Source organism: Alphaproteobacteria bacterium, from assembly GCA_016124955.1.
Lineage (GTDB): Bacteria > Pseudomonadota > Alphaproteobacteria > UBA9219 > RFNS01 > RI-461.
The window spans coordinates 48,537-74,165 of the sequence record WGMR01000004.1 but is presented as its reverse complement, the minus strand read 5'-3'; the positions used below and the strand labels follow the sequence as shown (position 1 = coordinate 74,165).

The 25,629-nt window shown below is 62.5% G+C and carries 30 protein-coding genes and 1 riboswitch; of the genes, 19 read left to right on the top strand and 11 right to left on the bottom strand.

The window, feature by feature from the left end:
• Positions 1 to 129: 129 nt before the first annotated feature.
• On the bottom strand, positions 130 to 1,476 hold the full coding sequence (locus tag GC131_02665; GenBank protein MBI1272972.1) for an ABC transporter substrate-binding protein: 1,347 nt from the start codon (positions 1,474 to 1,476) through the stop codon (positions 130 to 132).
• 41 nt (positions 1,477 to 1,517) lie between these two features.
• Between GC131_02665 and rsmI the strand changes: the two genes are divergently transcribed.
• From rsmI to GC131_02635, 6 genes are all read left to right on the top strand, one after another.
• The gene (gene rsmI / locus GC131_02660) at positions 1,518 to 2,462 is read left to right on the top strand and encodes a 16S rRNA (cytidine(1402)-2'-O)-methyltransferase (GenBank protein MBI1272971.1); all 945 of its coding nucleotides are present in this window, start codon (positions 1,518 to 1,520) and stop codon (positions 2,460 to 2,462) included.
• Positions 2,459 to 2,818, top strand: a complete 360-nt coding sequence (locus GC131_02655; protein ID MBI1272970.1) for a YraN family protein — start codon at positions 2,459 to 2,461, stop codon at positions 2,816 to 2,818. Before rsmI ends, GC131_02655 begins: the two co-directional genes overlap by 4 nt.
• A gap of 86 nt (positions 2,819 to 2,904) precedes the next feature.
• Positions 2,905 to 3,876 (top strand): glutathione synthase, encoded by a 972-nt coding sequence (gene gshB, locus GC131_02650; protein ID MBI1272969.1) that lies wholly within the window; start codon positions 2,905 to 2,907, stop codon positions 3,874 to 3,876.
• A 127-nt stretch (positions 3,877 to 4,003) separates the two neighbouring features.
• Complete coding sequence (locus tag GC131_02645; protein ID MBI1272968.1) at positions 4,004 to 4,432, top strand: hypothetical protein; 429 nt, start codon at positions 4,004 to 4,006, stop codon at positions 4,430 to 4,432.
• Positions 4,433 to 4,538: 106 nt separating this feature from the next.
• A complete protein-coding gene (locus tag GC131_02640) occupies positions 4,539 to 6,086 on the top strand; it encodes a YifB family Mg chelatase-like AAA ATPase (protein MBI1272967.1) in 1,548 nt (515 codons plus the stop codon).
• A gap of 135 nt (positions 6,087 to 6,221) precedes the next feature.
• On the top strand, positions 6,222 to 6,596 hold the full coding sequence (locus tag GC131_02635; GenBank protein MBI1272966.1) for a hypothetical protein: 375 nt from the start codon (positions 6,222 to 6,224) through the stop codon (positions 6,594 to 6,596).
• A gap of 57 nt (positions 6,597 to 6,653) precedes the next feature.
• Here the strand turns inward: GC131_02635 and GC131_02630 are convergent, their stop codons facing one another.
• Together GC131_02630 and GC131_02625 are read right to left on the bottom strand one after the other, a co-directional pair.
• Positions 6,654 to 8,126, bottom strand: coding sequence for a peptidoglycan DD-metalloendopeptidase family protein (locus GC131_02630; protein ID MBI1272965.1), 1,473 nt, complete (start codon positions 8,124 to 8,126; stop codon positions 6,654 to 6,656).
• 265 nt (positions 8,127 to 8,391) lie between these two features.
• Positions 8,392 to 9,258: a 4-(cytidine 5'-diphospho)-2-C-methyl-D-erythritol kinase gene (locus GC131_02625; protein ID MBI1272964.1), complete on the bottom strand. Its 867-nt coding sequence runs from the start codon at positions 9,256 to 9,258 to the stop codon at positions 8,392 to 8,394.
• Between the two features lie 45 nt (positions 9,259 to 9,303).
• On the opposite strand from GC131_02625, the gene GC131_02620 reads away from it, so the two are divergent.
• Positions 9,304 to 10,119, top strand: a complete 816-nt coding sequence (locus GC131_02620) for a metallophosphoesterase (GenBank protein MBI1272963.1) — start codon at positions 9,304 to 9,306, stop codon at positions 10,117 to 10,119.
• 90 nt (positions 10,120 to 10,209) lie between these two features.
• On the opposite strand, the gene pgk is transcribed toward GC131_02620, so the two are convergent.
• Positions 10,210 to 11,433 carry a phosphoglycerate kinase gene (gene pgk, locus GC131_02615; GenBank protein ID MBI1272962.1) on the bottom strand — a complete coding sequence of 408 codons (1,224 nt, stop codon included), beginning with the start codon at positions 11,431 to 11,433 and terminating at the stop codon, positions 10,210 to 10,212.
• A 162-nt stretch (positions 11,434 to 11,595) separates the two neighbouring features.
• Here pgk and GC131_02610 point away from each other — a divergent pair, with 162 nt between their 5' ends.
• From GC131_02610 to GC131_02585, 6 genes are all read left to right on the top strand, one after another.
• A complete protein-coding gene (locus GC131_02610; GenBank protein MBI1272961.1) occupies positions 11,596 to 11,730 on the top strand; it encodes a 50S ribosomal protein L34 in 135 nt (44 codons plus the stop codon).
• 14 nt (positions 11,731 to 11,744) lie between these two features.
• On the top strand, positions 11,745 to 12,098 hold the full coding sequence (rnpA, locus tag GC131_02605; GenBank protein ID MBI1272960.1) for a ribonuclease P protein component: 354 nt from the start codon (positions 11,745 to 11,747) through the stop codon (positions 12,096 to 12,098).
• A gap of 8 nt (positions 12,099 to 12,106) precedes the next feature.
• Entirely contained in the window at positions 12,107 to 12,385 is a 279-nt protein-coding gene (yidD, locus tag GC131_02600) for a membrane protein insertion efficiency factor YidD (protein MBI1272959.1), read from the top strand.
• Complete coding sequence (gene yidC, locus GC131_02595) at positions 12,375 to 14,102, top strand: membrane protein insertase YidC (GenBank protein MBI1272958.1); 1,728 nt, start codon at positions 12,375 to 12,377, stop codon at positions 14,100 to 14,102. The genes yidD and yidC overlap by 11 nt, the downstream gene beginning before the upstream one ends.
• Positions 14,102 to 14,713 carry a YihA family ribosome biogenesis GTP-binding protein gene (locus GC131_02590; GenBank protein MBI1272957.1) on the top strand — a complete coding sequence of 204 codons (612 nt, stop codon included), beginning with the start codon at positions 14,102 to 14,104 and terminating at the stop codon, positions 14,711 to 14,713. Before yidC ends, GC131_02590 begins: the two co-directional genes overlap by 1 nt.
• Before the next feature lie 174 nt (positions 14,714 to 14,887).
• Entirely contained in the window at positions 14,888 to 15,067 is a 180-nt protein-coding gene (locus GC131_02585; GenBank protein ID MBI1272956.1) for a hypothetical protein, read from the top strand.
• Here the strand turns inward: GC131_02585 and GC131_02580 are convergent.
• Positions 15,047 to 15,667, bottom strand: coding sequence for a RecX family transcriptional regulator (locus GC131_02580; GenBank protein ID MBI1272955.1), 621 nt, complete (start codon positions 15,665 to 15,667; stop codon positions 15,047 to 15,049). The genes GC131_02585 and GC131_02580 overlap by 21 nt on opposite strands.
• A gap of 113 nt (positions 15,668 to 15,780) precedes the next feature.
• Here GC131_02580 and GC131_02575 point away from each other — a divergent pair, with 113 nt between their 5' ends.
• Complete coding sequence (locus GC131_02575) at positions 15,781 to 16,137, top strand: hypothetical protein (GenBank protein ID MBI1272954.1); 357 nt, start codon at positions 15,781 to 15,783, stop codon at positions 16,135 to 16,137.
• A gap of 32 nt (positions 16,138 to 16,169) precedes the next feature.
• Here the strand turns inward: GC131_02575 and argB are convergent, their stop codons facing one another.
• Positions 16,170 to 17,114 (bottom strand): acetylglutamate kinase, encoded by a 945-nt coding sequence (gene argB, locus GC131_02570; GenBank protein MBI1272953.1) that lies wholly within the window; start codon positions 17,112 to 17,114, stop codon positions 16,170 to 16,172.
• A 116-nt stretch (positions 17,115 to 17,230) separates the two neighbouring features.
• Positions 17,231 to 17,326: riboswitch (TPP riboswitch) on the top strand.
• On the opposite strand from argB, the gene GC131_02565 reads away from it, so the two are divergent.
• On the top strand, positions 17,316 to 18,431 hold the full coding sequence (locus tag GC131_02565) for a hypothetical protein (GenBank protein ID MBI1272952.1): 1,116 nt from the start codon (positions 17,316 to 17,318) through the stop codon (positions 18,429 to 18,431). (Overlaps the previous riboswitch by 11 nt.)
• A gap of 18 nt (positions 18,432 to 18,449) precedes the next feature.
• Here the strand turns inward: GC131_02565 and GC131_02560 are convergent, their stop codons facing one another.
• From GC131_02560 to GC131_02550, 3 genes are read right to left on the bottom strand one after another with little or no spacing between them, the layout of a single operon-like run.
• Positions 18,450 to 18,926: a hypothetical protein gene (locus tag GC131_02560; protein MBI1272951.1), complete on the bottom strand. Its 477-nt coding sequence runs from the start codon at positions 18,924 to 18,926 to the stop codon at positions 18,450 to 18,452.
• A 22-nt stretch (positions 18,927 to 18,948) separates the two neighbouring features.
• Complete coding sequence (locus tag GC131_02555; protein MBI1272950.1) at positions 18,949 to 19,344, bottom strand: hypothetical protein; 396 nt, start codon at positions 19,342 to 19,344, stop codon at positions 18,949 to 18,951.
• Between the two features lie 39 nt (positions 19,345 to 19,383).
• Positions 19,384 to 20,307, bottom strand: a complete 924-nt coding sequence (locus GC131_02550) for a class I fructose-bisphosphate aldolase (GenBank protein MBI1272949.1) — start codon at positions 20,305 to 20,307, stop codon at positions 19,384 to 19,386.
• A 142-nt stretch (positions 20,308 to 20,449) separates the two neighbouring features.
• On the opposite strand from GC131_02550, the gene GC131_02545 reads away from it, so the two are divergent.
• Together GC131_02545 and GC131_02540 are read left to right on the top strand one after the other, a co-directional pair.
• Positions 20,450 to 21,028, top strand: coding sequence for a hypothetical protein (locus tag GC131_02545; GenBank protein MBI1272948.1), 579 nt, complete (start codon positions 20,450 to 20,452; stop codon positions 21,026 to 21,028).
• A 30-nt stretch (positions 21,029 to 21,058) separates the two neighbouring features.
• Positions 21,059 to 21,520 carry a hypothetical protein gene (locus tag GC131_02540; protein MBI1272947.1) on the top strand — a complete coding sequence of 154 codons (462 nt, stop codon included), beginning with the start codon at positions 21,059 to 21,061 and terminating at the stop codon, positions 21,518 to 21,520.
• Positions 21,521 to 21,524: 4 nt separating this feature from the next.
• Here the strand turns inward: GC131_02540 and secF are convergent, their stop codons facing one another.
• Entirely contained in the window at positions 21,525 to 22,454 is a 930-nt protein-coding gene (gene secF, locus GC131_02535; protein MBI1272946.1) for a protein translocase subunit SecF, read from the bottom strand.
• Between secF and GC131_02530 the strand changes: the two genes are divergently transcribed.
• Positions 22,372 to 23,181, top strand: a complete 810-nt coding sequence (locus tag GC131_02530) for a hypothetical protein (GenBank protein ID MBI1272945.1) — start codon at positions 22,372 to 22,374, stop codon at positions 23,179 to 23,181. The two genes, secF and GC131_02530, sit on opposite strands and share 83 nt — an antisense overlap.
• Complete coding sequence (locus tag GC131_02525; protein MBI1272944.1) at positions 23,178 to 24,044, top strand: hypothetical protein; 867 nt, start codon at positions 23,178 to 23,180, stop codon at positions 24,042 to 24,044. Before GC131_02530 ends, GC131_02525 begins: the two co-directional genes overlap by 4 nt.
• On the opposite strand, the gene purH is transcribed toward GC131_02525, so the two are convergent.
• The gene (gene purH / locus GC131_02520) at positions 24,045 to 25,628 is read right to left on the bottom strand and encodes a bifunctional phosphoribosylaminoimidazolecarboxamide formyltransferase/IMP cyclohydrolase (GenBank protein ID MBI1272943.1); all 1,584 of its coding nucleotides are present in this window, start codon (positions 25,626 to 25,628) and stop codon (positions 24,045 to 24,047) included.
• Position 25,629: the final 1 nt, after the last annotated feature.

Sequence of the window (25,629 nt, the reverse complement as noted above, 5' to 3'; positions counted from 1 at the left end):
GATTTCGAAACGATAAATCCGCCGGCGCGGAAAAAAACGCGATAGATCAAATTTTAGGTATTTGTTTTTGCGCGACTGTTCTGCGGGCGCTCACATGCGTTCGCCGCCCGAAACCGCGACTGCGCCGTTTTACAACCCCGGCGCTTCGTCCGTCCGGGCGATGCCTTCGGGCGTAACCTGATAGACCGCGAGGCTGCGTTCGACCCGGCCCGCCGCCGTCAGGCGGATGGGGCCGTCAATACCTTCGAAGGTGCGCATGCCGGAAAGCGCCGCCGGGGTCAGGCTGCCCGCGCGGCGGCTCAGCGTGACCGCCATGGCGGCCGCGTCATAGGCCAGCGAGGCGATGCGCGGCGGCTTTTGCCCGAAGGTTTCCTCGTAACTGGCGATGAAGCTGCCCAGCCGCCCGTTGTCCGGCGCGGCGAACCAGCCGCCCGCCAGCGCGGGCGCGCCGCGCCCGACATCCGCTTCATCCCACAAACCGGTGCCGAGAAGATGGATGCGGGAAAGATCGATGCCGCGCGCCGCCAATTGCGTGGCGATGCTGCGCAACCTGTCGCCGCCTTCGGCAATCAGGATGCCGTCGATCCCGCCTTGCGACTTTGCGATAGTGTCGAGCTGTGCGCCCATCACCATTGCCGCCGGATCATATTGTTCGATGCGCACGATCTTCGCGCCGCTGCGCGCGGCGGCGCCGGCAAGCGCGCCTTGCACGACATCGCCATACCCGCCGCGCGGCACCAGCGCCGCGATACGCTTCACGCCCTGCGTTTGCGCGAACCCGATGATGCGTTCAACCTGCGCCGCGGGGGAAAAGCCGGTGATGTAGATATTTTCGCCCGCCATCGCGGTATCGTTCGATAGCGCCAGCACCGGCACATTCGCGCTTTGCGCCAGCGGCTTGATCGCGGAGACCGAGGAAGAAAACAGCGGGCCGATGATCAGCTTCGCGCCGCTCGCCAGCGCATCGCGCAGCGCCAGTTGCGCGCCTTCGGGCGTATCGCCCGTGTCGCGCGGCATCAATTCGAAATCGTTGCCGGCATTGTCGAACACCGCGAGCTGCGCCGCGTTTTGCAACGCCATGCCCAGCTTTGCCTGCGCGCCGGAAAGCGGCAGCAAAAGCGCGACGCGCGTCGCCGGCGCGGTTTGCACCGCCGGGCTTGTGCCGCCCATGGAAGGGCCGTGCCTGTCCTGCCCGGAAAGGTTATAAACCTGCTTGCCCGGCTGCGCGGCGCCCGCCGGACCCGTATAAGGCTGGCCGATATTGCGCGGCAGCGCCTGCCGGTCCAGCCGGGCGGGGGGCTGCATGCGTTCGCCGTAATAAGGCGGGGGTTCCTTCCCGCCCTGCGGCCAGGCGGGGGGTATGATTTGCGTCTGTTGCCTTGAACCGGGTACAGTGCCGCCGCAGGCAACAAGGCATGCCAGAACGAGCCCGAAAGCCGGAACCAGGCGCAGACATGACAAAGGCGAAACGCGCATCGCAAGATTACTCCGAAATTGCCCGAACGGCCCTTGCCGCGATGCGGCAGGGTGCGGGCGAAAAGGTTGCGCACAAAGCTAGCGGGACGGACGCGGGAAGTAAACCGCCCGCCGCGCAAGATTTTGCCCCCGGCCTCTATCTTGTCGCCATGCCGATCGGTCATAGCGGCGACATTACGCTGCGCGCGCTCGCGCTGCTTTCCACCGCGGGCTGCGTGGCTTGCGAAGACACGCGCACCACCGGCGCGCTGCTCGCGCGCTACGGCATACGCGCCCATCTTACGCCCTATCACGACCATAATGCGGACCGGCAGCGGCTTGTGCTCGTCAATCGTTTGCGTGCGGGCGATACGATTGCGCTTGTCAGCGATGCGGGCACGCCGCTTGTCTCGGACCCGGGTTATAAGCTGGTGCGTGATTGCATCGATCACAACATCCCCGTCACCGCGCTGCCCGGCGCTTCGGCCGCGCTGACCGCGCTGCAGCTTTCCGGGCTTCCTCCCGACAGATTTTTATTCGCGGGGTTTTTGCCGACCAAGACGCGCGCGCGCGATATCGCCATTGCCGAGCTGAAGGATGTGCCCGCAACATTGGTGATATATGAAGCGCCCACGCGGCTTGCGGCCACGCTGGCCGCGCTTGACCGCGCATTGGCGCCGCGCCATGCCGCCGTGGCGCGCGAGATGACCAAGATGTTCGAAGACGTGCAGCGCGGCACGTTGACCGACCTTGCCGTCCGTTATGCCAAAGCGGAAGCGCCGAAGGGCGAGGCGGTGATCGTCGTCGGCCCGCCCGGGCCCAAAAAGCCGGAAGAGGCGGATATCGATGCGATGCTGAAGGATGCGCTGGAAAGCAATTCCGTGCGCGACGCCGCCGCGCTGGTCGCCGCCGCCATCGGCGGCAAGCGCCGCGCAATTTACAGCAGGGCGCTGGCGCTTACGGGCGGCGCGGCCGCCGCGGACGGCAAGCGCCGCGCGCGGACATGAACGAAGAGCGCAGGGCCCGCTACCACACCGGAAAATTCGCCGAGAAAATGTGCCAGCTTGTTTTATTGCTGCGCGGCTACAGCATTCTGGCCGCGCGGCTGCGCACCCCGGCAGGCGAAATTGATATTGTGGCCGCGCGCGGCGGTATCGTTGCCGTGATCGAGGTCAAGGCGCGCCGCACCACGACCGAAGCGCTGGCCGCCGTCAGCATGCAGCAGCGGATACGTTTGGCGCGTGCGGCGCAGCATTTCCTTGCCGGCAAGCGCGAACATACAGGCAAGACCGTGCGTTTTGATGTGATGGCCGTCGCGCCCTGGGCTTGGCCGGTGCATGTGCAGGACGCCTGGCGGCCGTAAAATCCGCTTTGCCGCAAGGGCCGGATTGCCTATGGTTTCCGCCGCGCGGTGCGCGGCGGTTTTTCAACGACAGGCGGGATGCGAGCATGGGATTGCGCGTTGCGGTACAGATGGATGCGCTTTCGCGCATCAAGCCCGCCACCGATACGACGCTGGCGATGCTGCGCGCAGCCCGTGCGCGCGGCCACAGCATTTTCTATTATAGGCCGGAAGAGCTGACATGGTGCAGCGAGCGCCGCTGCGTTCTGGCGCGCGGGCGCGACATGGAGGTTCATGAAAGCAACGAGAAATTTTATACGCTCGGGGCGTGCCGGCCCGTGAATCTGCACGATTTCGATGTGATCCTGATGCGGCAGGACCCGCCCTTTGATCTTGCTTACATCACGGCTACGCATCTGCTTGAGCGCGTGACGGGCGATGTGCTGGTGGTCAACGACCCGGCTTCCGTTCGTAACGCGCCGGAAAAAATTCTGGTCACGCATTTTTCGCAATTCATGCCGCCGACGCTGATTACGCGCGATATCGAGGCGGTGAAGGAATTTCATGCCAAGCACGGCAGCATCGTGATCAAACCGCTGTTCATGCATAGCGGGCATATGGTGTTTCATTTGCGCACCGGCGACGACAACCGCGGCAATTTGCTTGCGATGTTTTCCAAAACCGATCGCGCGCCGTGGATGGCGCAGCAATATTTGCCCGCGATCGCGCAGGGCGACAAGCGCATCATCCTGATCGAAGGCGAGATTGCGGGCGCGCTCAACCGCATTCCGGGCCCCGAAGAGGTGCGCGCCAGCCCCTATGCCGGCGGGCACCTTGCCGCAACGCAGATTACGCCGCGCGAGCGCGAGATCGTGGCGGCGCTCGGCCCGGTTTTGCGTGAACGCGGGCTCGTGTTCGTCGGGATCGATGTGATCGGCGATTACCTGACCGAGATCAACGTGACATCGCCGAGCGGGATCATGCAGGTCGCGGAGGTCGAGAGCGCGGCTGCGGGCCAAGCGATTTCCATGAAGTTCTGGGATGCGGTGGAAGCGCGCCGCGCCGCCATGGGCCGATAGCCGGGCCATATATTGGTAAAGATTGCGGTGGGGCTTTCTGATACGCAGCCGAAACAAACTATGGCCAAGCGGGCCTTTGCGTGGCACACTTTGCCATAGACCGATACCGATTGCCCGGAAGAGCTCCATGACAATTTTCGTTTGCACCGCGAGCGGTTACGTAAATCTCGATCAGATCCAGAAGCTGGAAGGCCGCAGCGATGGCGGCTACAAGATCGTTTCCGGCAATCAGGTGATCGACAACAATCACAAAGGCATCGCCGGTGCCGTCACATCGCTGATCCCCGTTACGGCGGAATGGGAATGCCTGTTCGCCGATGCGCAAGGCGATACCGCGTTCGAGCCCGTGATCGCATGGGGGCTTGACCCGTTCGGTTCGCTCGTGCCCGTGACGCCAAGCCAGCCTGCGGGCGCGCAGGGCGGTTATGCGATCCGGAAAAAGGGCGACCCCGCCGTCTATGCGCGCGGTCAGGTTTTCGACAGCGCGCAAGCCTGGCGCGCCGCGCAGAAGCAAGAACCGCGCCCGCAGATCGAACGTCTGCGTCGCAGCGCATAGGATTGTCGGCCCCGCTTTCGTGCGTTTGCACACACTTGCTTGACCGCGCGCGTTCCGCGCGGCACCCTGAACGCCCCTTCTTTCCGCAATAACAAACCCCACAGCCATGACCGCTCGCATCCACACCTTTGCGTTTGAAGGCACGCATGTGCGCGATATTGATGTGCAGGTGCAGCTTTCGAGCGGGATCGTGGCTTTCGCGGTGGTCGGGTTGCCCGATAAGGCGGTGGCCGAAAGCCGGGAACGCGTGCGCGCCGCGCTGCAGGCACTCGGGCTCGCGCTGCCGCCCAAGCGCATCACCGTCAATCTTGCGCCCGCCGACGTTCTGAAAGAAGGCAGCCATTTCGATTTGCCGATCGCGCTCGGCGTTCTGTGCGCGATGGGCGTTCTGCCCCTGGACGAGCTTACGGGTTATTGCGCGCTTGGCGAGCTTGCGCTCGATGGTGCCTTGATGCCGGTCGCCGGGGTTTTGCCGGCCGCCGTGGCTGCCGCCGCGCACGGCAAGGGGATTATTTGCCCGGCCATCAACGGCTGCGAGGCCGTATGGGCGGGAGAAAGCGTGAACGTTCTGGCGCCGCCGCATTTGCTTGCGCTGATCAACCATTTCAAAGGCACGCAGGTTTTGCCAAGACCCGAAGCGCAACTGTTGCCGGACGAGCAAGGCGGCGCGCCGGACATGCGCGACATTAAGGGGCAGGAGACAGCGAAGCGTGCGCTCGAGGTCGTGGCGGCGGGCGGGCATAATTTGCTGATGATCGGCCCGCCCGGCAGCGGCAAGAGCATGCTGGCCGCACGGCTGCCCGGGCTTTTGCCCCCGCTAAGCCCGGCCGAGGCGCTCGAGGTTTCGATGGTGCATTCGCTCGCCGGGCATCTGGAGGGCGGCAAATTGCTGCGCCGCCGCCCGTTCCGCGATCCGCACCATTCCGCTTCGCTGCCCGCGCTGGTGGGGGGCGGCATGCGCGCACGCCCGGGCGAGATATCGCTCGCGCATAACGGCGTGCTGTTCCTCGACGAGCTGCCGGAATTCCAGCGCGGCGCGCTTGAGGCGCTGCGCCAGCCGCTCGAGACCGGGCGCGCCGTTGTGGCGCGCGCCAATCATCACCTGACTTACCCCGCGCGCGTGCAGCTTGTCGCAGCGATGAATCCGTGCCGCTGCGGACATCTTGATGACGCGGCGCAGGCTTGCGGCAAGGCGCCGCGCTGCGCGCAGGATTATCAGGCACGGCTTTCCGGCCCGCTGCTCGATCGCATCGATTGCCATGTCGATGTGCCGCGTGTCGATGCGCGCGATCTTTCGCTGCCGCCGCCCGCCGAAAGCAGCGCAGATATTGCCGCGCGCGTTGCGCATGCGCGCGCGATGCAGGGCGAACGCTATGCGAGGGCCGCAAACGCCAACGATAAAACCGCGCAAGCGCCGCGCACCAATGCCGAAGCGGACGGCGAATTGCTTGAACATGTCGCGGGGCCGGATGATGCCGGCCGGCAATTGCTTGGCGAGGCGACCGAACGGCTGCGCCTGTCGGCCCGTGGTTACCACCGTATGTTACGGGTTGCGCGCACGCTCGCCGACCTTGAAGGCACCGATGGCGTGAAGCGCCGGCATGTGGCTGAAGCGCTTGGATATCGCAGGCTCGGGGCCGGGCGCGGCAGCTAAGATGATGAAAAACTTATTGTGCGTGCGCAAATTGGCGTGTAAGCCGGGCGATATGCATGAATATGATAATGTGCTATAATACAACTGTATGCGCGCCGGTACGCCGTTTCGCGCAGGGATGAAAGGCCGGAAAATATGGCCAGTCAAAACAAGAATGACATAAAGGAGCGTGCAAGCACGGACGGCGCGCGCGCTTCCGATTTTGTCAGCCGCAACTACCGCGTCAACGGCCGGCGCACATCGATACGGCTTGAGCGTATTTTCTGGAACGCGTTCGAAGACGCCGCCAGGCGCGAACGGCATGATGTGGCTGAACTGTGCAGCAACATCGACCGCCGTCGCGACAAGGGCATCAGCCTTACGGCCGCGGTGCGGCTTTTTGTAATCAATTACTATCGCGGCGCTTCAGCCGCGCCCGCAAGCGCGCATGGATTTGCCGAACAGGGCCAAAGCCCGCTCGAAGGCGAACAAGGCTCGTTGATCGAAAAGGCGCTTGGTGTTCTGGATTAATACGCGGCCCTGCGCCGGCGCATGCGCGCTGCGCCGTAAATAACTTTTCCCCTGGAATTACTTCTTGCTGGCGACCTGGATCGCGGCGGGCGTGCCGCTCTTGCCCGCGAGCACGCTCTTGAACTCGCCGTTGATCTGGGTGATGCCCTGCTTGAACTGCGCGAGCATGCGCCCGTCAAGCGTGCGGCCCGCCGCGGTGTTGATGCTAAGCGGGTTGACCTGCTGGCGGTTTATCAGCACTTCGTAGTGCAGATGCGGGCCGGTCGAACGGCCCGACGTGCCGACATAGCCGATCACGGTGCCTTGCTTGACCTTGCTGCCGCGCTTGAGGCTGGAAGAAAAACGCTTCATATGCGCGTAGGCCGTCGCCATCTTGCCGTTATGGCGAATGCGGATATAGCGGCCATAGCTGCCGTTGGTGCCGATGCTTTCGATCACGCCATCGCCCGCCGCATAGATCGGCGTGCCGGTGGGGGCGCCGAAATCGATGCCTTTGTGCATTTTGCTATAGCCGAGAATCGGATGCCGGCGCATGCCGAAAGAGGATGTCATGCGCGCGCCATCGACCGGGGTGCGCAGCAGCGCCCGCCGGATGCTTTCGCCGCGTTCGTTGAAATATTCGGCCGTGTTATCGGAAAACACCACCCGGTAAACGGTTTTGCGCACGCCGCCGACCTTGAGCGCGGCATAGATCACCGTACCTTCGCCTACCGCCGTACCGGCCTGCGGGCCGCTTTTCAGCATCGGCTGGTCATACATAACCTCGAACGCGTCGCCGTCGCGCAAATCGCGCTGGAAATCAATCTCGTGCGAGTAGATACGGATCAAGGCCGCCATCACCGCCAGCGGCACGCCCGCGCGGTCGCCCGCTTCGTAGAGCGAGGAAGAAATATTGCCGTGCGCGGCAAAACGGTGGCGTTCGACCGGAGTTTCGGCGCGAACCGCTTCCCAGCCGTCGCCCGCCGCGTTCTGGGCGACCGTGATTTCCTCGGTCAGGCCGGGCTGGAAGGTCAGGCCGGTGAATTTTTCCTGTCCCTGCGCGCGCGCGAAATGCAGGGTCATATCGAGCCCGGCGCGCAGGCTGCGTAAATCATAGACCTGGCGCAGCGCCGCGACGATCGCATGCGCGTTGTTGGCATCGACATCGGCGTCGTCAAGAATTTGTGCCAGCGTATGGCCGCGCTTGATCTCGATCTGGCGGGCGAGCGTTTTCGGCTCTTCCTTGACTGCGGCGGGCAGCGCGGCGACGGCGAAATCGCGCAGGTTTGAAAGCGTGGCGGTGACCGTTTCGGGGGCCGCCAGCGTATCGGGCGATGGCGTGGCCGCGCTTGCCGCGGTTTGTGCGGGTTCCGTGCCGGCCGCGATCTTGCCGAGATCCGAAACGCCGACATTCAAATCGGTGCCGCCCGATGCGCCAAGCATATGGCCGCTGCCGCCTATGACGATCGCCAAAAGACCGGCGATGACAAGGGAGCTTATTTGATCGGATGGCGCTATGAGAACCGGCCGCAAGCCAGAGAGGAATTTCAAGAGGCTGTTCCTTGAAAGGTTATCGTCCGGTTTGCCGTATGGATTCTTTCCTTCGGCGGAATGGACTCGGTGCGATTGATTTTCCAAGGAAAATGGCTGCACAGGCCCGCCTCTGTCAATCTGGTTTTTTGTCCGGAGCCCCCAGTTTGCCGGATAGTGGGTTATTTTTCTATTAAAATCAATATGTTAACAGATCGTCGCGCAAGCGGACCGATCTTAGCAACCCGTTCAGTTTTCTCATAAAGCCCACGTTTTACGGAGCTTTTCATATGCGTGCGGGCATATTTGCCGGCGTGATCCACCACAGCGGCTGTTTGCGCCGCAGCTGCGCTGCCGCCGCATCGGCCGCCATGCGGTCCGTATATAGGCCGAAACAGGTCGCACCGCTGCCCAGCATGCGCGCAAGCAGGCAGTTGCGCGTGGCGGTCAGCGCCGCCAGCACATCGCCAACCGCGGGCGCGACATGCAGCGCCGCTTCGGTCAGATCGTTGCGGCGCGCGGCCAGCATGGCGGCGAGGTCGGCGGCATCCCTGGGCGTATTTTCAAGCCGGGCTGCGGGCGAAAAGCTGCCGGTGCGGGCGCGGAACACATCGGCTGTCGCCACCTGCACGCCCGGATTGGCCAGCACGATGTGACAAGGCGGCAGCGCCACTTCCGGGCCCAATTGTTCGCCGCCGCCGCCGAAATATTGTGTCACCGAAGCGATGCAAACGGGAATATCCTTGCCAGCCGTGCTGCCCGTTTCAAACAAAAGCGGGTCATCTTCCGCCAGTTTCCAAAGCCGGGCGAGCCCGCGCAGCGCCGCCGCCGCATCGGCCGAGCCGCCGCCGATGCCCGAAGCGACCGGCAGGTTCTTTTCAAGCGATACCGAAACATGGGGCGGCCGCCCCAGCTTTGCCGCCAGCCCATGCACCACCTTCGCGACCGTGTTGCGCGTGATATCGGTGCCCGCCAGCGCGCCCGCCATGACGCCGGTAACGGAAAGCGAGAATTTCTCGGCGGCCGCTACGGTAACGGTGTCGCCCACGTCGGCGAAAGCGACGAGGCTATCGAGCAAATGATAGCCATCAGCCCCCCGCCCGGTGACGTGGAGGTAAAGGTTCAGCTTGGCGGGGGCGAATTCCTCGATCATGGCGCCAGCCTAGACAAAAAAGCCCGCCTGCGCCACTTTACCGCGATGCGTATATTGTTCCTTGGCGATCTGGTCGGTCGCAGCGGCCGCGAAGCCGCGTTGCAGCACTTGCCCGCGCTGAAGGAAAGGCTGCGGCCCGACGCTGTGATCGTGAACGGCGAAAACGCGGCCGGAGGCTATGGCATTACCGGCGCGATCGCCAAAGAACTGTTCGCCGCAGGGATCGATTGCATCACGACCGGTAACCATGTGTGGGACCAGCGCGAGCTGCTTGGGCTCGCGGACAGCATGCCGCGTCTTTTGCGTCCGCTGAATTTCCCCGCCGGTACGCCGGGGCAGGGGCACGGCATTGTAGAATGCGCGGGCGGAAAAAAACTTCTGGTGATCAACATCATGGCGCGCTTGTTCATGGAGCCGCTCGATGACCCCTTTGCCCTGATCGACGCATTTTTACAAAAACACCGGCTGGGCCAGAGCGTGGCCGCGATTTTTGTCGATTTTCACGGCGAGGCAAGTTCGGAAAAAATGGCGTTCGCGCATTTTCTGGACGGGCGCATTTCGGCCGTGGTCGGCACGCATACGCATGTGCCGACGGCGGACGCGCAAATTTTGCCCGGCGGCACCGCCTGCCAGGGCGATGCCGGCATGTGCGGCGATTATGACAGCGTGATCGGCATGAAGAAGGAAACCGCGATCTGGCGCTTCACCCGCAAGATACCGGGCGAAAGGCTCGCGCCCGCCGAAGGTGAAGGCACGGTATGCGGCACGCTTGTGGTCACAAGCGACAATACGGGGCTTGCGACCGCGATCGCGCCTGTGCGCATCGGCCCGCGGCTTCAGGAAGCCTGGCCGGAAATATAATATTAATATAAAGCGCTACCGCTTCGCTGTTTGAGCGTGGTTTTTCTATGCGCTACCGCTTCGCTGTTTGAGCGTTTGTTTTTTAACGCGCTACCGCTTCGCTGTTTGAGCGCGTTTTGCTTCGCGAAGCGCGGCGACGGCGGGAAGGTCCTTGCCCTCAAGCCATTCAAGGAATGCGCCGCCCGCGGTCGATATATAAGTGAACTTTTCCGCCTGGCCCGCGACATTCAGCGCCGCAACGGTATCGCCCCCGCCCGCGACCGAGATTATTTTGCCCGCGCCCGTCAGATCGCCCGCCATGTTCGCGACCGCGCAAGTGCCCGCATCGAACGGCGGAATTTCAAACACGCCAAGCGGGCCGTTCCAGACCACGGTTTTCATTTCCGTCAGCTTCGCGCAAATTGCGCCCACCGTTTGCGGACCGATGTCGAAAATTTTCTGACCCGCCGGCAGCGCGCCGACGGCGGCCACGGCGGTGACGGCGTTTTCGCGCAATTCTGCGGCCACGACGGCATCGGTCGGCAACAAGATGGCGCAGCCCTTTTTCGCCGCCGCCGCATCGATTTCCCGCGCGGTATCGAGCATATCCCGTTCATAGAGCGATTGCCCGACATCGACGCCGCGCGCCGCCAGAAATGTGTTGGCCATGCCGCCGCCCAGCACCAGGACATCGACGCGCGCGACAAGGTTGCCGAGCAGATCGAGCTTGGTCGATATTTTGGCGCCGCCCACCAGCGCCAGCACCGGCCTTGCGGGATGTTCCAGCGCGGCATCAAGCGCATCGAGTTCGGCCTGCATCAGCCGCCCGGCGGCTGCGGGCAGCAATTCGGCCAGCCCGACGGTGGAGGCGTGCGCGCGGTGCGCGGTCGAAAAAGCGTCCATCACAAAAATATCGCCGTTCTTCGCGAGCTGGGCCGTGAAGGCCGGGTCGTTCGCGGTTTCGCCGGCATGGAAGCGGGTGTTTTCGAGCACCGCGACGCCGCCCGGCCCGAGCGCCCCGATGGCCGCTTGTGCCGCCGCGCCGATGCAATCTTCGGCGAAGCTGACATCGCGCCCGAGCGCGCGGGCGAAAGCGGGTGTGATCTGGCGCAGCGAGCTGCCGGGCTCCGGCTTGCCTTTGGGCCGGCCGAAATGCGAAAGCACGGCGATGCGCGCGCCGCAGGCGGCGAGATCGCGGATAGTCGGCGCAAGCCGTTCCAGCCGTGTCGCGTCCGTCACCGTGCCGGCTTCGTCCACCGGCACATTCAGGTCGGCGCGCAGCAGCACGGTTTTGCCGTGGCAGTCGATATCGTCCAGCGTCAGGAAATCCCGCATTGTTAATGACCTGTTTTTGCAAAAAACGAGCGCTAAAACTGCCTTTTTAGGCAGGTTTGTCAAGTTTCCGGGCCTGCGCCGGGCCCGTTAACCCGCCTTTTGTTGACTCTGTGCCGGGGCGACCCTATAAACCGCGCTTCAGACTGTTAAGGAGTATTTACAGTGAAACGCACCTATCAACCCAGCAAGCTGGTCCGCAAGCGCCGCCACGGCTTCCGCGCGCGCAAGGCGACCAAGGGCGGCCGCAAGGTTGTGCAGCGTCGCCGCGCCAAGGGCCGCAAACGTTTAACCGCCTAAGGGCCGGAGCCGTTTTGGCTGCCGCCATCCTACAACCCCTCAGGAAACGCGCGCAATTCCTTGCCGTCGCGGCCGGGAACCGCAAATGCGCGACCCCCGGCCTTGTCGTGCAATGCCTGCCCTGCCCGGCGCAGGAAAAAGCGGGCGTGCGGCTCGGCTTCACCGCCAGCCGCAAGGTCGGCAACGCGGTTTTGCGCAACCGTGCCCGCCGCCGCTTGCGCGCGCTGGCGCGCGAAGTGATCCCCGCGCATGTGCGGGCCGGCGATTACGTGCTGATCGCCCGCGCCGCTACGCCGAAGCGAGACTATGATGCGTTGCGCCGCGATTTGATACAGGCGTTGCAGAAGCTGGGAATGTGGGTAGCATAAGGGCCGCCATGACGAAATTCGCCACACAATTTGCCGCCGCGTGCCTGCGCGCCACAATATACGCATGGCGTTACGGCGCCGCGCCGTTTCTGGCGATGCTGGGCGCAGGGCGCTGCCGTTTTGCGCCCAGCTGTTCGGCCTATGCGCTTGAAGCCGTCAATAGCCACGGCCCCGCGCGCGGCGCCGCGCTTGCGCTGAAACGCATCTGCCGTTGCCATCCGTGGGGCGGCGCCGGCCATGACCCCGTACCCACTTGCCCGAAACAGGAAATTTCGCATGGTCGATAATACGCGCCTTATATACGCCGTTATTCTTTCCGTGCTGATCATGCTCGGTTTTCACTTCTTTTATGAACGCCCGCGGATCGAACAATTTCGCGCGCAACAGGCTGTGCAGGAATCTGTAAAGTTCGAACAGACGCAGAAACAGGAAAAAGCGCAGCTCGAATTGCGCGACCGCGCCGCCGTGCTGGCCGACGACCCGCGCGTGCAGATCAACACGCCTTCACTCCGCGGCAGCGTCAATCTGCGGGGCGGACGGATCGACGATCTGACGCTTCCGCAATACCGCGAAACCGCAGACCCCGGCAGCCCGCCGATCGTGCTGCTGTCGCCGCCCGGGTCGGCTGCGCCGCACCGCGCCTATTACGCCGCCTTCGGCTGGCTCGCGGACGCGCCCGGCACGGCGTTGCCTGATAACGATACGCTGTGGCGTGCGACCGGCAAGGAATTGACGCAGGATAAGCCGCTGACGCTGACATGGGATAACGGACAAGGCATAACCTTTACGCGCACGATCGCGGTCGATGAAAACGCGATGTTCACGATGACCGACGGCGCACGCAGCACGGGCGCGGGCGCGGTCACGCTGCATCCCTATGGGCTGGTTTTGCGCCATGGCGTGCCGGAAGGCGAGGACGCCATCAGCATCGCACATACGGGCCCCACCGGCGTATTCGACGGCACCTTGCACGAACACAGCTATGACAAGCTGGTGGATGAAAAGACAATCGCTACGCCGGGCACCGGCGGCTGGCTCGGGATCACCGACAAATACTGGCTGGTGGCGCTTGTGCCGGGCGCGGACGAACAGATCGTCGCGCAATTCAAATATTCGGGCGAAGAAAACGAAGAGCCCAAGCATGGCCGCTATCAGACCGATTTCCGCGGGCCCGCGCAGAAGCTGGCGCCCGGCGGCAGCGTGGAGCATGTCACGCATTTGTTTGCCGGGCCCAAGCTCGTCAACCTGCTCGATAGCTACGGGGAGACGTTATCGATCACGCGTTTCGACCGCGCGATCGACTTCGGCTGGTTCTATTTCCTGACCAAGCCGCTTTTGAAGCTGCTTGACTGGCTGGCGGGGATCATCGGCAATACAGGGCTCGCGATCATTGCGCTGACCGTGCTGGTCAAGCTTTGCGTGCTGCCGCTCGGGGTTAAATCCTACACATCCATGGCGCGCATGAAGAAGCTTCAGCCGGAAATGAAGAAGCTGACGGAACGCTACAAGGACGACCGCACGCGCCAGAGCGTGGAGATGATGGAATTGTACAAGCGCGAAAAGGTCAGCCCGTTTTCGGGCTGCGTGCCGATTTTATTCCAGATCCCGGTTTTCTTTGCGCTTTACAAGGTTTTGTATGTCGGGATCGAAATGCGGCATGCGCCTTTCTTCGGCTGGATCCGCGATCTTTCCGCGCCGGACCCGACTACGATCGTCAACCTGTTCGGGCTTTTGCCTTATGACGCGCCCGGGTTCCTTGGCTTCATGCATATCGGCGTTTGGCCGCTCCTGATGGGCATCAGCATGTTCTTGCAGCAGAAGATGAGCCCGCAGCCGGCCGACCCGGTGCAGGCCAAGGTTTTTATCCTGCTGCCGATCGTGTTCACCTTCATGCTGGGGCCGACCATGGCTTCGGGGCTGATCGTTTACTGGACCTGCAGCAACCTGATTTCCATCGCGCAGCAATTCTTTATCTATCGGCGGCTTGGCATCAAGCTTTCCTGATGAGCGCAACGAAAGACAAACAGCTTTTCAACAGCGCCGCTTTTTTTGCCGCTGCCGGCGCGCCCGGCCAGTTGCCGAAGGAACGCGCGCCGGAAATCGCCGTGATCGGGCGTTCGAATGTCGGGAAATCATCGCTGCTCAACGCGCTCGCGTCACAAAAGGCGCTGGCGCGCACTTCGCGCACGCCGGGCCGGACGCAGCAATTGAATTTCTTCACGGTGGGCGACCGGTTTGTGCTGGTCGATTTGCCCGGTTACGGCTTTGCCAAGGCGAGCGGGCAGAAGCGCCACGCCTGGGGCGAACTTTCTCTGCACTATCTTTCCACCCGCGCAGCGCTGCGGCGCGTTTTGGTGCTGATCGACGCGCGGCGCGGGGTGATGCCGGTCGATCTCGGAATCATGGATTTTCTGGCGCAGCATCAGGTGGCGTTCCAGGCCGTGCTGACCAAGACCGATGCGATCAAACCCGCCGAACAGGAACAGGTCTTGCATGCGGTGACCGAAACGTTGCGGATCGCAGGTGCCGGCGACCATACGGTGCGAATGACAAGTTCATCCACCGGCGCAGGCATCACCGGGCTGCGCGCCGAGATTATCGCGGCGATTAAATAAGCCGCCCGGGGCCGGCTTATCGGGCCTTGCTGTCAGCCTCAATCTAACCCCTTGATAAACATATAAATATAAAAAATGTCCGGGCGTTGTAACCCGGCAGGGGCTTGCCGCGAATTTCACAGGGATTGTTTTTGTTCTTTTTTTTAAATTATTTCAGGGAAGGGAATTTCAAACATGAAGAATTTCAGCTTTCTTTCAAATGGCGCCAAGGCTGAAGTGACCGGGGGCAAGGGCCGCAACCCCGCCGCCATGCTGCGCACCGCGGTAGGTTTCGTGCTTTCCGTTTTTGCCCGCAAACCCGAAGAGCCCGCGCGCAAGCCCGCACCCTTGCATTTATATCAGTGCGTGGTCTAGGGCACCCGGGTCTTTATCGCCGCCCACAATCTGCTTCGCGATATCGAGGCTGAAGCCCGCGCGCGCAAGCGTTGCTATATCCTTGCGTTGGCGTTCCCGCATTTGTTCGGGCGCAGGCGCGCCCGCACGGTAGGGGCCGAGTTTCCGGCGGCGGGCATAGCGCATGGCCGCTGCCAATTCAGCCTCCTCGCCGCCCGCCGTGTCGCCGTCTTCGTCATGCGCCAGAAGCGCGGCCGCGCCGGTATCGCGATCGATGCCTTTCAATTGAAGTTTCTGTTTGATCGCGCGCGCGCTTGCGCCCGCCCGGCGCAGGCCAGCGACCTTCATTTCCGCGAAGGCGGTATCGTTCAATATGCCCTGTGCCGCAAATTTTTCGATCAGCGCGTCAATTTCGCGCTCCAGCGACGCGATCAGGGTTTTATCGGCGGCGAAGGCCGGGTCGCGCATTGCCGCGCGGCGCAATTTGTTCATCAATATTTTTTTCAGGCCCGCGCGCGAAGCCGCGTAGCGGCCAAGGTAATGCAAGGCCGCATTATGCAGGTATGCGGGAGTGGGGGTTTTCGGGGCGCGTTTAAAGACGGGGCGTGCGGGCATGGCCATGATTTTATGCCGCGCCGCGCGCTACGGGAAAAATATTTTTTTGTGTGTGAAATACATGGGAAAAACCCTATTTTTTAAGGGCTTGTTAAATAGCGCACACGCATCATGCGTGCATGCGCCATAACTTTCACCGCTATTTCATCGAACTGACGCCGGAGCCCGAAAACCGGCTGCCGGGCGACGAGCGCGCGCCGCCCGCGCGCAAGGAAGCCGTTGCCGCGAGCCGCGCTGCGGCCGTAGAATTCGTTACGCTGATCCGCGAATGGCTGACCGAGCGCGGCATGGCCGCGCAGGTCGATAAAATAGAGGTAACGGCGATGGGGCAGGTGCAGATTGTGTGCCACGACGATGTGATCGCCGCGATCCGCGAACAGGATGTTTTGCCGATCGCGCAGATAAGGCAGGGCAAGCACATCGCCAACCAGATCGGGCGCATGGAAGAAGCGCGCGGCGAGAACGATATTTTTTGATAGGGCCGGAAAACGCTTCCGGCGATCGACGGTCAATCCCGCAAAATAAGCGTGCCCGCGCCGCGCGCGGTAAAGAGTTCGAGCAATACGGCATGCGGCACGCGCCCGTCCATAATGACGGCGCCTTCGACGCCCGCCTGCACCGCCATGCGGCAGGTTTCGATCTTCGGGATCATGCCGCCGGTGACGGTGCCGTCCGCGATCATGCGGTCAATGGCGCTGAAGCTGATTTCGGGGATGATCTCGCGGTTCTTGTCGTACACGCCCGGCACGTCGGTCAGCAGCATGAAGCGGCGCGCCCCAAGCGCGCCCGCGACCGCGCCCGCCGCCGTATCGGCGTTGATGTTATAGGTCATGCCATCGGGCCCGGTGCCGACGGGGGCGATGACGGGGATAATATCGGAGCCGCTCAGCAACCGCAGAATATGCGGATCGACCTTGTCGGGTTCGCCCACGAAACCGAGATCGACGACTTTTTCGATCATGCTGTCCGGGTTCGGCGCGCGTTTGCCGCCCGCCTTGCGCGCGGTGATCAGACGCGCATCCTTGCCGCAAAGCCCGACGGCGGTGCCGCCCGCTTCCTGAATGCCTTGCACCAGCTGCTTGTTGATGTTGCCGGCCAGCACCATTTCGACGATGTCGGCGGTGGCGGCATCGGTCACGCGCAAACCGTTCACAAATTCGCTTTTGATCTTGAGCTGTTCGAGCAGCTTGCCGATTTGCGGCCCGCCGCCATGCACCACGACGGGGTTGATCCCGACCTGCTTGAGCAGCACGACATCGCGCGTGAAAGCCTTCATCGCCGCCGCGTCGCCCATGGCGTGGCCGCCGTATTTGATGACGAAATCGCACCCGGCGTAGCGTTGCAGGTAGGGCAGCGCTTCGGTCAGCAGCTTGGCTTGCTCGACCAGCCGCGCTTGCCGCGCCGCTTCGGTTGCCTTGTCTTGCACGGCCGTATGTTTCGCTTCATCGCTCATGGCGGCCAATCTAGCGAATTTTACATGTCCGACAAACAGTTATTGAAAAGGCCCGCCGGGCGCGGTGCAGCGCACCATAGCCGCATTGACGCCGCGCGCCGTTTTCCCTAGCATCCGGCCATACCACGGGGTGTCCCCATTTGGGGGCTGAGATCATACCCGTCGAACCTGATCCGGCTCATACCGGCGAAGGGATTGGATATGTCAGACGACACTGCGCCCATTTCGGGCGGGGCTGGCGATGCCGTGCAAGCGGCTTCGCAGCCGGATCAAAATCCGGGCCGGCAACGCGCTTCGGCCCAGCCTGTATCCCGGGCGCCTTCGGCCATGCGGCCGCGCGCGATTGCGGGCCATAGCGGCCATTTCATCAATCTTACGCGTCTCGCGGAATCCGAACGCAAGGAAGGCCGCGTTATCGTAGCCGGTTTTTCATCGCTGCAGCGCGTGACCAAGGGCGCCTGCATTGAAACATGGTTTCCGCGCCAGAAAAAAGAAGAGGTATTGGCCGGACGGATCGAACCGCTGCCGCAATTGCAGTGGGCGGCCGTGCGCCAGATCGAGCTTTTGCAGGAAGCGCCGAACATTTCCGTGTGGGATATGGATGTAGAGCGCATCCAACGTTCGATGTTTTATATGCAGAAGATGAATTCCAAGGGCTACCGGCTTGTGGTCGCGATCGCAGGAACCTATGCCGACAGCAAGAAGACCGACGAGCTCGCCGTCTTCGACAAGGTTCTGCAAGAACGGTTGCAGCAGATCGTGAACATGCTGTGGCTCGAGGAGGTCAGCGCGATGATGCGCGAAAAAATGACCGACATGATCGTGCAGCGCAACTGGGATTTCCGCGAAATTCTGCCGCATGTCGGCATGACGCTGGGCGCGATGGATTTGTTCGACCGCGGGCAAGCGGTGGCGGGCGTGGGCGGCAAGGTGAAGCCCGCGCCTTCGCCCGGCAAGCTCAAGGCCCAGCTGGCGCGCCTGTTTCTGGAAGCGATCGCCAAGCCCGCGCGCGAAGGCGCTGTCGATCACGATGTGGTCGTCGGCCTTAAATTGCCGCAGCTGGCGGGCAATCATCACTGGGTCTATATCCCGCCCGGCGGCATGGAAGTGCACGGCTTCCAGCGGGCGCTGACGGATGCTTTTTCAAAGTTCGATCATGTGAGTATGAGCGGGCTGCAGGGCGACGGCATCGGTCCGGGCCGCAGCGAGGTGAAGGCGACCATCGGCCATCTGGGCGGGTATCGCCACCGGCTTACCGCCGGCGCGGACGCGCATTACCGCGACATGGCGAAGTTCGCGTTCGGCGGCGGTTCCTAGGTGTTTTTGCGTTTTTTCTTACAGCACGACCGCGCGCAATTCTTTCGTTACATCACGTACCCGGACATCATCCCATATGTTATCGCGCAACAGAAACCTGTGACTATGGGTATGATCTACATACTTTGAACATTCCACAACAACGACACGGGGGATAATTGCGGCGCGCGTAACTTCATAACTTTCGTCGAATAGAAGCCCCGCCAGAAAATCAAACGGGGCACCGCCGAGATCCCGTATGGCGGACATTTGACGCGATTTGCTATAGGTGGTTATGCGCCTGGCTTTAATTTGATACCGCATCCCTTGTGCATCGATTGCATCAAACCCTGCTTTGGAATTGTTTTCTTGCCGCCAATTAAAAGCACGGCAAAAAAGCAACTCGGCTACATCGCCAGCGGGATTGTTTGCGCTGCGTGTAATGCCGCGTCGCTGAAGTTCGTTGACAATTTCTGCATATATTTTTAACAGCTCTTTCGGATTTACAAGAGCCATATTGATCATGACGCCGATGCCATTATAGCGTGGCGAAGGCGTGGTAATAGACGCACGCCATGGCGAGGATCATCAGCACCAGATAGGTGCCCTGCGCGCCGACCGCGCGCAGAAAGCCCGCGCCGGTAACCTGGTTCATGGCATAGGCGTGCAACAGGCGCGCGACGCATAGAACGATGCCGAGCCCGTGCAGAATAACCGAAGGCGCGCCGCGCAATTCGACCAGCGTCATAAGCACGAGCGCAAGCGGCACATATTCGACGAAGCTTGAAAGAAGCCGTTCGGCCCGCCGCATGTTTTTATCGGTTTGCAGGCCTTGTCCGGTCACGCGCACCCAGTGATAGGTGATGTTGAAGCCAAGGATGACCAGCAGCATGCCAAGGATGCCGGCGTACAACAATGTAACCTGTATGTTCATGAGGCGGCTCCGGAACCATGCTGCGCCGGATGAAACCGGCTAGCTTTGATAGATGGTAATGATATCGCCAAGCAACTTCAAGGCTTCCTCGCGCGGGCGCTGGAAGCTGTTGCGGCCGATGATCGAACCGTTGCCGCCGCCCGCCTTGATCGCCTTGGCGTCTTCATAGACGCTGTCCGCGCCCTTGGCGGCGCCGCCGGAAAACACCACAAGCCGCTTGCCCGCAAAGCAGCACTGCATGACATGCGCGACGCGCTGTGCCTGGGTTTCGATATCGATGTTCTGCGCTTCATAGACCTTGCGCGCCTCCTTTTGCTCGAGGTGCGCGGAAGGCAGCTTGACCTTGATGATGCTGGCGCCCAGCAGCGCAGCCATATGCGCGCCGTAGCTGATGACGTCGATCGCCAGCTCGCCGTCCTTGGAAAGATCGCCGCCGCGCGGGTAGGACCAAAGCACGGACGCAAGGCCCTTGCTTTTCGCTTCGCGCGAAAGATCACGGAATTCCTCGAACTGGTTATACATAACGTCGGAACCGGGATAGATGGTGAAGCCGATCGCGGCGCAGCCCATGCGCACGGCATCGTCCACGCTGCCGGTGATCGCCTGATCCGGCGCTTCCTTGCCGCGCGAAAGGCTATTGGCGCTGTTGAGTTTCAGGATAGTCGGGATCTTGCCTGCAAAGGTTTCGCAACCCTGTTCGAGCGGGCCGAGCGGCGCGGCATAGGCGTTAAGCCCCGCATCAACCGCCAGCTGGTAGTGATAGTGGGGGTCGTAGGCGGCGGGGTTCATGGCGAAGCTGCGCGCGGGGCCGTGTTCGAAGCCCTGATCGACCGGCAAAATCACCATTTTGCCGGTGCCGCCGAGCTTGCCGGTCATGAGAATGCGGGCGAGGTTTTCCTTGACCTTGGCGCTTTCGCCTTCATACCAGCCGAGGATTTCCTTAACGCAGGGGGTCAGATTCATGATGTTGCTCCGGAATAATGAAGAAAGGTTAGGCAATGTGGTATCGCAGGCGCGCGCAATTGGCAAGAAACGGGGTTCCGCGCCCGCCCGGATTTGGCGTATAAGGAAAGCGCCGCACCCGTCAATTAGCGAGGAACACCTCATGCAAGGCACCAGCCAACGCCTCCACCCCGAAGCCGGGATCGCCATCGGCCCCATTCTTTTTGTGGTCGCGCTGCTTGGCATCCTTGCGGCCGTGATGGCGGCCGGGTCCAGCAACATGGGCACGGCAACGCGGGCCGACAGCATCAGCCCGCTTTTGCATACGCAAGCGAACCTGATCCGCAGCAAGATGTTCGAATGCAACACGATCCGCGGCAGCTGGCCGACGTCGGACGCTTCGGGCACCGCGGTGGCGGATGTCGAATGCCCGAACGACCCTACGGGGCAGGAAAATTTATGGAACGGCGCGCGCCCGGCGCAATTGCCGCAGCCGCCGCGAGGCTTCACCGACTGGACCTATTACGATCATTCGGGTGACGGCGGCGGGCGCTGCATCAAGATCCAGCCGAGCACGACCGCGATCGCCGCTTCGGTCGCCGTGCAGCAGGGCGTTGCGCAGGCGCGCATCAAATTCACCTCGCAGGAAGCCGATTACGACAGCGAGAGTGAAAACCAATCACTGGTGATCTGGATCACGCAGCCGAGCGGAAGCGCGGACAGCGATTGCGTCGCGGATTAATCGCGCCGGGCACTTGCAAGAAAGCCTTCCATGATTGCGCTGCTGATCGTTTACATTTCCCTTGTCGCCGCCGCCATAACGGACGCGCGTACCGGCAGGGTGCCGGATAAAATCCTGCTGTTCGGCGCGGGCATGACCCTCGGTTACCTTCTGGGGGAAGCCAGAGGGGTGGTATTGTGGACCAACGGGCTTGCGGCCCTGGCGATCGGCGGCGGGCTTTGGCTTGTCAACTGGCTGTGGTTCAAATGGAAAAAGGCGGATGCCTTCGGCATGGGCGATGTGAAATGGACCATGCTCGCGGCGCTCGGTTTCGGCCCGGCTGCCGCGCTTGTCGCCTGGCCCTTGGGTGCCGTGTTCGCGCTTTTGTGGATGGGGGCGTGGCGGCTGGCCAAAAAGCCGCGCACGCAGGTGCATTTTGCGCCCTTTTTATGCATCGGCTTTACGCTGGCGGTCGGCGCGGCGCTTTATACGCTTGTGAAAGCGGCGCTTTAGCGGTTCAAACCGCTTCGGGCGCGGGCTGGTCGGCCTTTACCTGCCGCAGCGGCGGCATGTAAAGCAGCAGGGATGCCGCCACATAGATCGAGGAATAGGTGCCGATCAGCAGACCCCAGGTGAGCGCCAGCGAAAGATTGAAAAGCGTTTCCCCGCCCCAAAACACCAGCGGCAGCACCGCGACCAGCACGGTGCCCGATGTCATGACGGTGCGCGACAGAGTCTGATTGACGGAATCGTTGATCACCTTGCGCAGATCGTGCGCCTTCTGGCGGCGCAAAACTTCGCGGATGCGATCAAACACCACGACGGTATCGTTGACCGAATAGCCAGCCAGCGTCAGCAGCGCGGCGACGGCCGTGAGGTTGAAATCGAGCTGCAAAACCGAAAACAGGCCTATGGTGACGATCAGGTCGTGCAGGGTCGCGGCCATGGCGGCGACGCCGAATTGCCATTCGAAGCGGACCGCGACGTAAAGCGCGATCGCGAGCACCGCGAGCACGGAAGCGATCACGCCGGCGCGGAACAATTCATCGCCCACCGTCGGGCCGACCACTTCGACGCGGCGGTATTCGTATGCGTCCCCCAGCCGTTCGCGCACGCGCTGCACTGCGTTTTGTTGCGCATCTTCCCCGCCTTCCTGCCGTTGCAGGCGGATGAGGATATCGGTCGGCGCGCCGAATTCCTGCAGGCTGACCTCGCCCAGCTGCAGCGCGCCAAGTTCGCCGCGCAGCGCGCCGATATCGACCGCCTGCGGCGCTTTCGCTTCGATCAAGATGCCGCCCTTGAAATCGATGCCGAGATTGAGGCCCTGCACCGCAAGCGAAACCACGGTGACGATCATCAGCGCTATGGTGACGCCGAAGCCCCACCAGCGGGCGGCGACGAAATCGACCTTGGTGTCGGGGGGAACGAAATGGAGCGGGAATTTCATAGCCGCAGGGTATAGCAGGGCCTTAACGCTTCGGCAATATTTGCCGTGGCAGATTTGGAAGAACCCCCGCGCCGCCAGCCTTACCCACGGCACAGCAAGGAGAAGCGCCCCGATGGTCCGCAGCCGCCTGCGCCAGTTGCTGAACGATTTGTTCCCGCCCGCGCAGGCCGGGGCCAGGGGCGCGGCCGCGCACCGGCGCTTTATTGACCTTGCTTTCGAAGAGGCGGCCGCGAGCCCGCATCCCAAGGTGCAGGTCGGCGCCGTCATCACCACGCCCGACGGGCGGCATATGCTGGCCTGCGCCTATAACGGTTTTGCGGATGGCGTAAAATGCACGCCGGCACGGTTGCGCAGCGGGCAAAAATCATACTGGATCATGTGCGCGGAAAAACGCGCGCTGAACTTCGCCCGCCAGAACATGAAGCGGCACGGGTTGTTTTCGCTGAAGGGGTGCCGGGTCTATTCGACGCTCGATCCCTGCCACACCTGCGCCGACGATCTGATCGCCGCGGGCATCGCGCGCGTCTATGTGCCGGATGCGGCGCACCAGCACCATCCGCGCTTGAAAGAAAAATGGCGCAAGAGCATCGCGGTCGGCGCCGCCAAACTGCGCGAAGTGGGCGTGCCCGTCACCAAGCTTGCTTACGGCGCGCGGCCCGTGCCGAAAAAACGGGCGAAAAAAACCGCGCCCCGTAAGGCGCGTAAAACCGCCCGGAAGAAAACATGAGCTGGGCCCTCGCCGCGCTGTTTTGCAGCTTCTTTCTTGCCGCCAAGGTCGAAGCCAACCGGCATTTCCGGCATAACGGGCTTGAACTGGCTTTTACGGGCGCGCTCGGCGGCGGGGCCGTGCTTTTGCTGCTCCTGCCTTGGGCCTATCTTCCCGCGGACGGGTATTTTTATGCGGTGGTGGCGCTGAGCGGCATCGGCGGCACGCTGACGGTGCCCGCCCTGCTTGATCTCGCGGCGCGGCAATCGGGCCGCGTTACCAGCATGTATATGCCGGTTGCGGTGTTCACCGCCTTTTTGTCGTACGGCCTGCTGCGTCCGGAAAGCATGGAGGCGCTGCTAAGCGATACCGGGCGGATGACCGGCGTTCTGGGCGCGCTGTTTTTCGCCGGCTTTGCCGTGCAATTCATTCGCCGCAACGATGCGGGCTGGCGGCATTTCCTTGTCGTGCTGCCCGCAGGGCTTATCTATGGCGCGCTCGATGCGCTTTATAAATATGTGTTTGACCCTTCCTATCCGATGATCGGCACCGGCATCGCTTATGCGTTTTTGACGTATCTGCTGGCGATTTTCGTGCTGGCGGGCATTCTGGCGCGGCGCGGCAAAGGCATGCGCGCGCTGATGACGAAGAAGCTGCTTGTGAACGGGTTGATCATCGGCACGCTCGGCGCTGCCGCGCTGGTGCTGTGCACCGCCGCGCTCGTGCTCGCGCCCAATCCGGCCTATCCGGGCGTGATCACTATTATGGTTCCGCTTTGGCTGATGATTTACAACCGCGCGCGCGGCGTGCCCGATAATGCCAGCCCGCTTGCGGGCGCGGTGATGGTGGTGGCCGCGCTTTCGCTGATCTGGTTTACGCGGTAATCAGTGCCGGAAATGCCGCATGCCGGTAAACAGCATGGCGATGCCCGCCTTGTCGGCCGCCTCGATCACTTCGTTATCGCGCACGCTGCCGCCGGGCTGGATCACGGCCGTCGCGCCCGCTTCGATGGTTGAAAGCAGGCCGTCGGCGAAGGGGAAGAAGGCATCGGATGCCGCAACGCAGCCGCGCGTCGGCGGCTCGGGCAGCCCTGCTGCGCGGGCCATATCCTCGGCCTTGCGCGCGGCGATGCGGGCGGCATCGACCCGGCTCATTTGCCCGGCGCCGATGCCCACCGTGGCGCCATCCTTGGCGTAAACGATGGTGTTGGATTTCACATGCTTGGCGACGGTGAAGGCGAACACCAGATCGCGCATCTGCTGCGCGCCCGGTTGTTTTCTGGTGACGCATTTCAGCGCCGCGCGATCGAGCGCGATATTGTCGCGCGATTGCACCAGCAAACCGCCGGCGATGGATTTCACGGTTTGTCCGTCCGCGCCGGCATCCGGCATGCCGCCGGTGAGCAGCAGGCGCAGGTTTTTCTTGGCCGCGAGGATTTTCTTCGCTTCCTCGTCGGCATCGGGCGCGATGATCACTTCGGTGAAAATCTCGGCCATTGCCGCTGCCGCCGCGCCGTCGAGCGTGCGGTTGCAGGCGATGATGCCGCCGAAGGCGCTGACGGAATCGCAGGCCAGCGCGCGGCCGTAGGCGGAAGCGAGCGTTTCCCCAAGCGCGACGCCGCAAGGGTTTGCATGCTTGATGATGGCGACCGCCGGGGTTTGCGAAAATTCGGACACCAGTTCGAAGGCCGCGTCGGTATCGTTCAGGTTGTTATAGGAAAGCTCCTTGCCCTGGATTTGCGTGGCGGTGGCAAGGCCTTGGCGCGTATCGCATGTGGTGTAGAAAGCCGCGCTTTGGTGCGGGTTTTCGCCGTAACGCAGCGCCTGCTTGCGCGCGGCGGCAAGGGTAAGTGTTTGCGGGTAGGCGTCATTCAGCTGCCGGGCGAACCAGCTCGCGATCATTGCGTCATAACTGCCGGTATGCGCATAGGCGGCCTGCGCCAGTTTGCGGCGCAGGGCAAGCGTGGTTGCGCCCCCGCGCGCTTCCATTTCACCCAGCACATCGGCGTACTGCGCCGGGTCGGTGACGATGGCGACAAAATCGTGGTTCTTGGCGGCGGCGCGCACCATGGCCGGGCCGCCGATATCGATATTTTCGATGCAATCGTCGAACGTTGCGCCCTTGGCCACCGTGGCGGCAAAGGGATAGAGGTTGATGACGACAAGATCGATCGGCGGAATGCCGTGCTTTTGCGCGGCTTCGGCATGGCCCGCGATATCGCGCCGCTGCAAAATGCCGCCGTGGATTTTCGGGTGCAGCGTCTTGACGCGCCCGTCCATCATTTCGGGGAAGCCGGTATAGTCGGAAACCTCGGTTACCCTGACGCCCGCTTCGCGCAGCGCCTTGGCCGAACCGCCGGTGGAGAGAATTTCGACGCCCATCGCCGCCAGCTTTTTGCCAAGCCCGGGCAGGCCGGTTTTATCGGAAACGGAAATTAGCGCGCGGGCAATCTTGATAGCGTCGGTCACG

Excerpts from the sequence above, each read along its gene's own strand:
- GC131_02665 (MBI1272972.1), bottom strand. The coding sequence starts at position 1,476 with ATGCGCGTTTCGCCTTTGTCATGTCTGCGCCTGGTTCCGGCTTTCGGG.
- rsmI (MBI1272971.1), top strand. The coding sequence starts at position 1,518 with ATGCGGCAGGGTGCGGGCGAAAAGGTTGCGCACAAAGCTAGCGGGACG.
- GC131_02655 (MBI1272970.1), top strand. The coding sequence starts at position 2,459 with ATGAACGAAGAGCGCAGGGCCCGCTACCACACCGGAAAATTCGCCGAG.
- gshB (MBI1272969.1), top strand. The coding sequence starts at position 2,905 with ATGGGATTGCGCGTTGCGGTACAGATGGATGCGCTTTCGCGCATCAAG.
- GC131_02645 (MBI1272968.1), top strand. The coding sequence starts at position 4,004 with ATGACAATTTTCGTTTGCACCGCGAGCGGTTACGTAAATCTCGATCAG.
- GC131_02640 (MBI1272967.1), top strand. The coding sequence starts at position 4,539 with ATGACCGCTCGCATCCACACCTTTGCGTTTGAAGGCACGCATGTGCGC.
- GC131_02635 (MBI1272966.1), top strand. The coding sequence starts at position 6,222 with ATGGCCAGTCAAAACAAGAATGACATAAAGGAGCGTGCAAGCACGGAC.
- GC131_02625 (MBI1272964.1), bottom strand. The coding sequence starts at position 9,258 with ATGATCGAGGAATTCGCCCCCGCCAAGCTGAACCTTTACCTCCACGTC.
- GC131_02620 (MBI1272963.1), top strand. The coding sequence starts at position 9,304 with ATGCGTATATTGTTCCTTGGCGATCTGGTCGGTCGCAGCGGCCGCGAA.
- pgk (MBI1272962.1), bottom strand. The coding sequence starts at position 11,433 with ATGCGGGATTTCCTGACGCTGGACGATATCGACTGCCACGGCAAAACC.
- yidD (MBI1272959.1), top strand. The coding sequence starts at position 12,107 with ATGACGAAATTCGCCACACAATTTGCCGCCGCGTGCCTGCGCGCCACA.
- yidC (MBI1272958.1), top strand. The coding sequence starts at position 12,375 with ATGGTCGATAATACGCGCCTTATATACGCCGTTATTCTTTCCGTGCTG.
- GC131_02590 (MBI1272957.1), top strand. The coding sequence starts at position 14,102 with ATGAGCGCAACGAAAGACAAACAGCTTTTCAACAGCGCCGCTTTTTTT.
- GC131_02585 (MBI1272956.1), top strand. The coding sequence starts at position 14,888 with ATGAAGAATTTCAGCTTTCTTTCAAATGGCGCCAAGGCTGAAGTGACC.
- GC131_02580 (MBI1272955.1), bottom strand. The coding sequence starts at position 15,667 with ATGGCCATGCCCGCACGCCCCGTCTTTAAACGCGCCCCGAAAACCCCC.
- GC131_02575 (MBI1272954.1), top strand. The coding sequence starts at position 15,781 with ATGCGCCATAACTTTCACCGCTATTTCATCGAACTGACGCCGGAGCCC.
- argB (MBI1272953.1), bottom strand. The coding sequence starts at position 17,114 with ATGAGCGATGAAGCGAAACATACGGCCGTGCAAGACAAGGCAACCGAA.
- GC131_02565 (MBI1272952.1), top strand. The coding sequence starts at position 17,316 with ATGTCAGACGACACTGCGCCCATTTCGGGCGGGGCTGGCGATGCCGTG.
- GC131_02560 (MBI1272951.1), bottom strand. The coding sequence starts at position 18,926 with ATGGCTCTTGTAAATCCGAAAGAGCTGTTAAAAATATATGCAGAAATT.
- GC131_02555 (MBI1272950.1), bottom strand. The coding sequence starts at position 19,344 with ATGAACATACAGGTTACATTGTTGTACGCCGGCATCCTTGGCATGCTG.
- GC131_02550 (MBI1272949.1), bottom strand. The coding sequence starts at position 20,307 with ATGAATCTGACCCCCTGCGTTAAGGAAATCCTCGGCTGGTATGAAGGC.
- GC131_02545 (MBI1272948.1), top strand. The coding sequence starts at position 20,450 with ATGCAAGGCACCAGCCAACGCCTCCACCCCGAAGCCGGGATCGCCATC.
- GC131_02540 (MBI1272947.1), top strand. The coding sequence starts at position 21,059 with ATGATTGCGCTGCTGATCGTTTACATTTCCCTTGTCGCCGCCGCCATA.
- GC131_02530 (MBI1272945.1), top strand. The coding sequence starts at position 22,372 with ATGGTGACGCCGAAGCCCCACCAGCGGGCGGCGACGAAATCGACCTTG.
- secF (MBI1272946.1), bottom strand. The coding sequence starts at position 22,454 with ATGAAATTCCCGCTCCATTTCGTTCCCCCCGACACCAAGGTCGATTTC.
- GC131_02525 (MBI1272944.1), top strand. The coding sequence starts at position 23,178 with ATGAGCTGGGCCCTCGCCGCGCTGTTTTGCAGCTTCTTTCTTGCCGCC.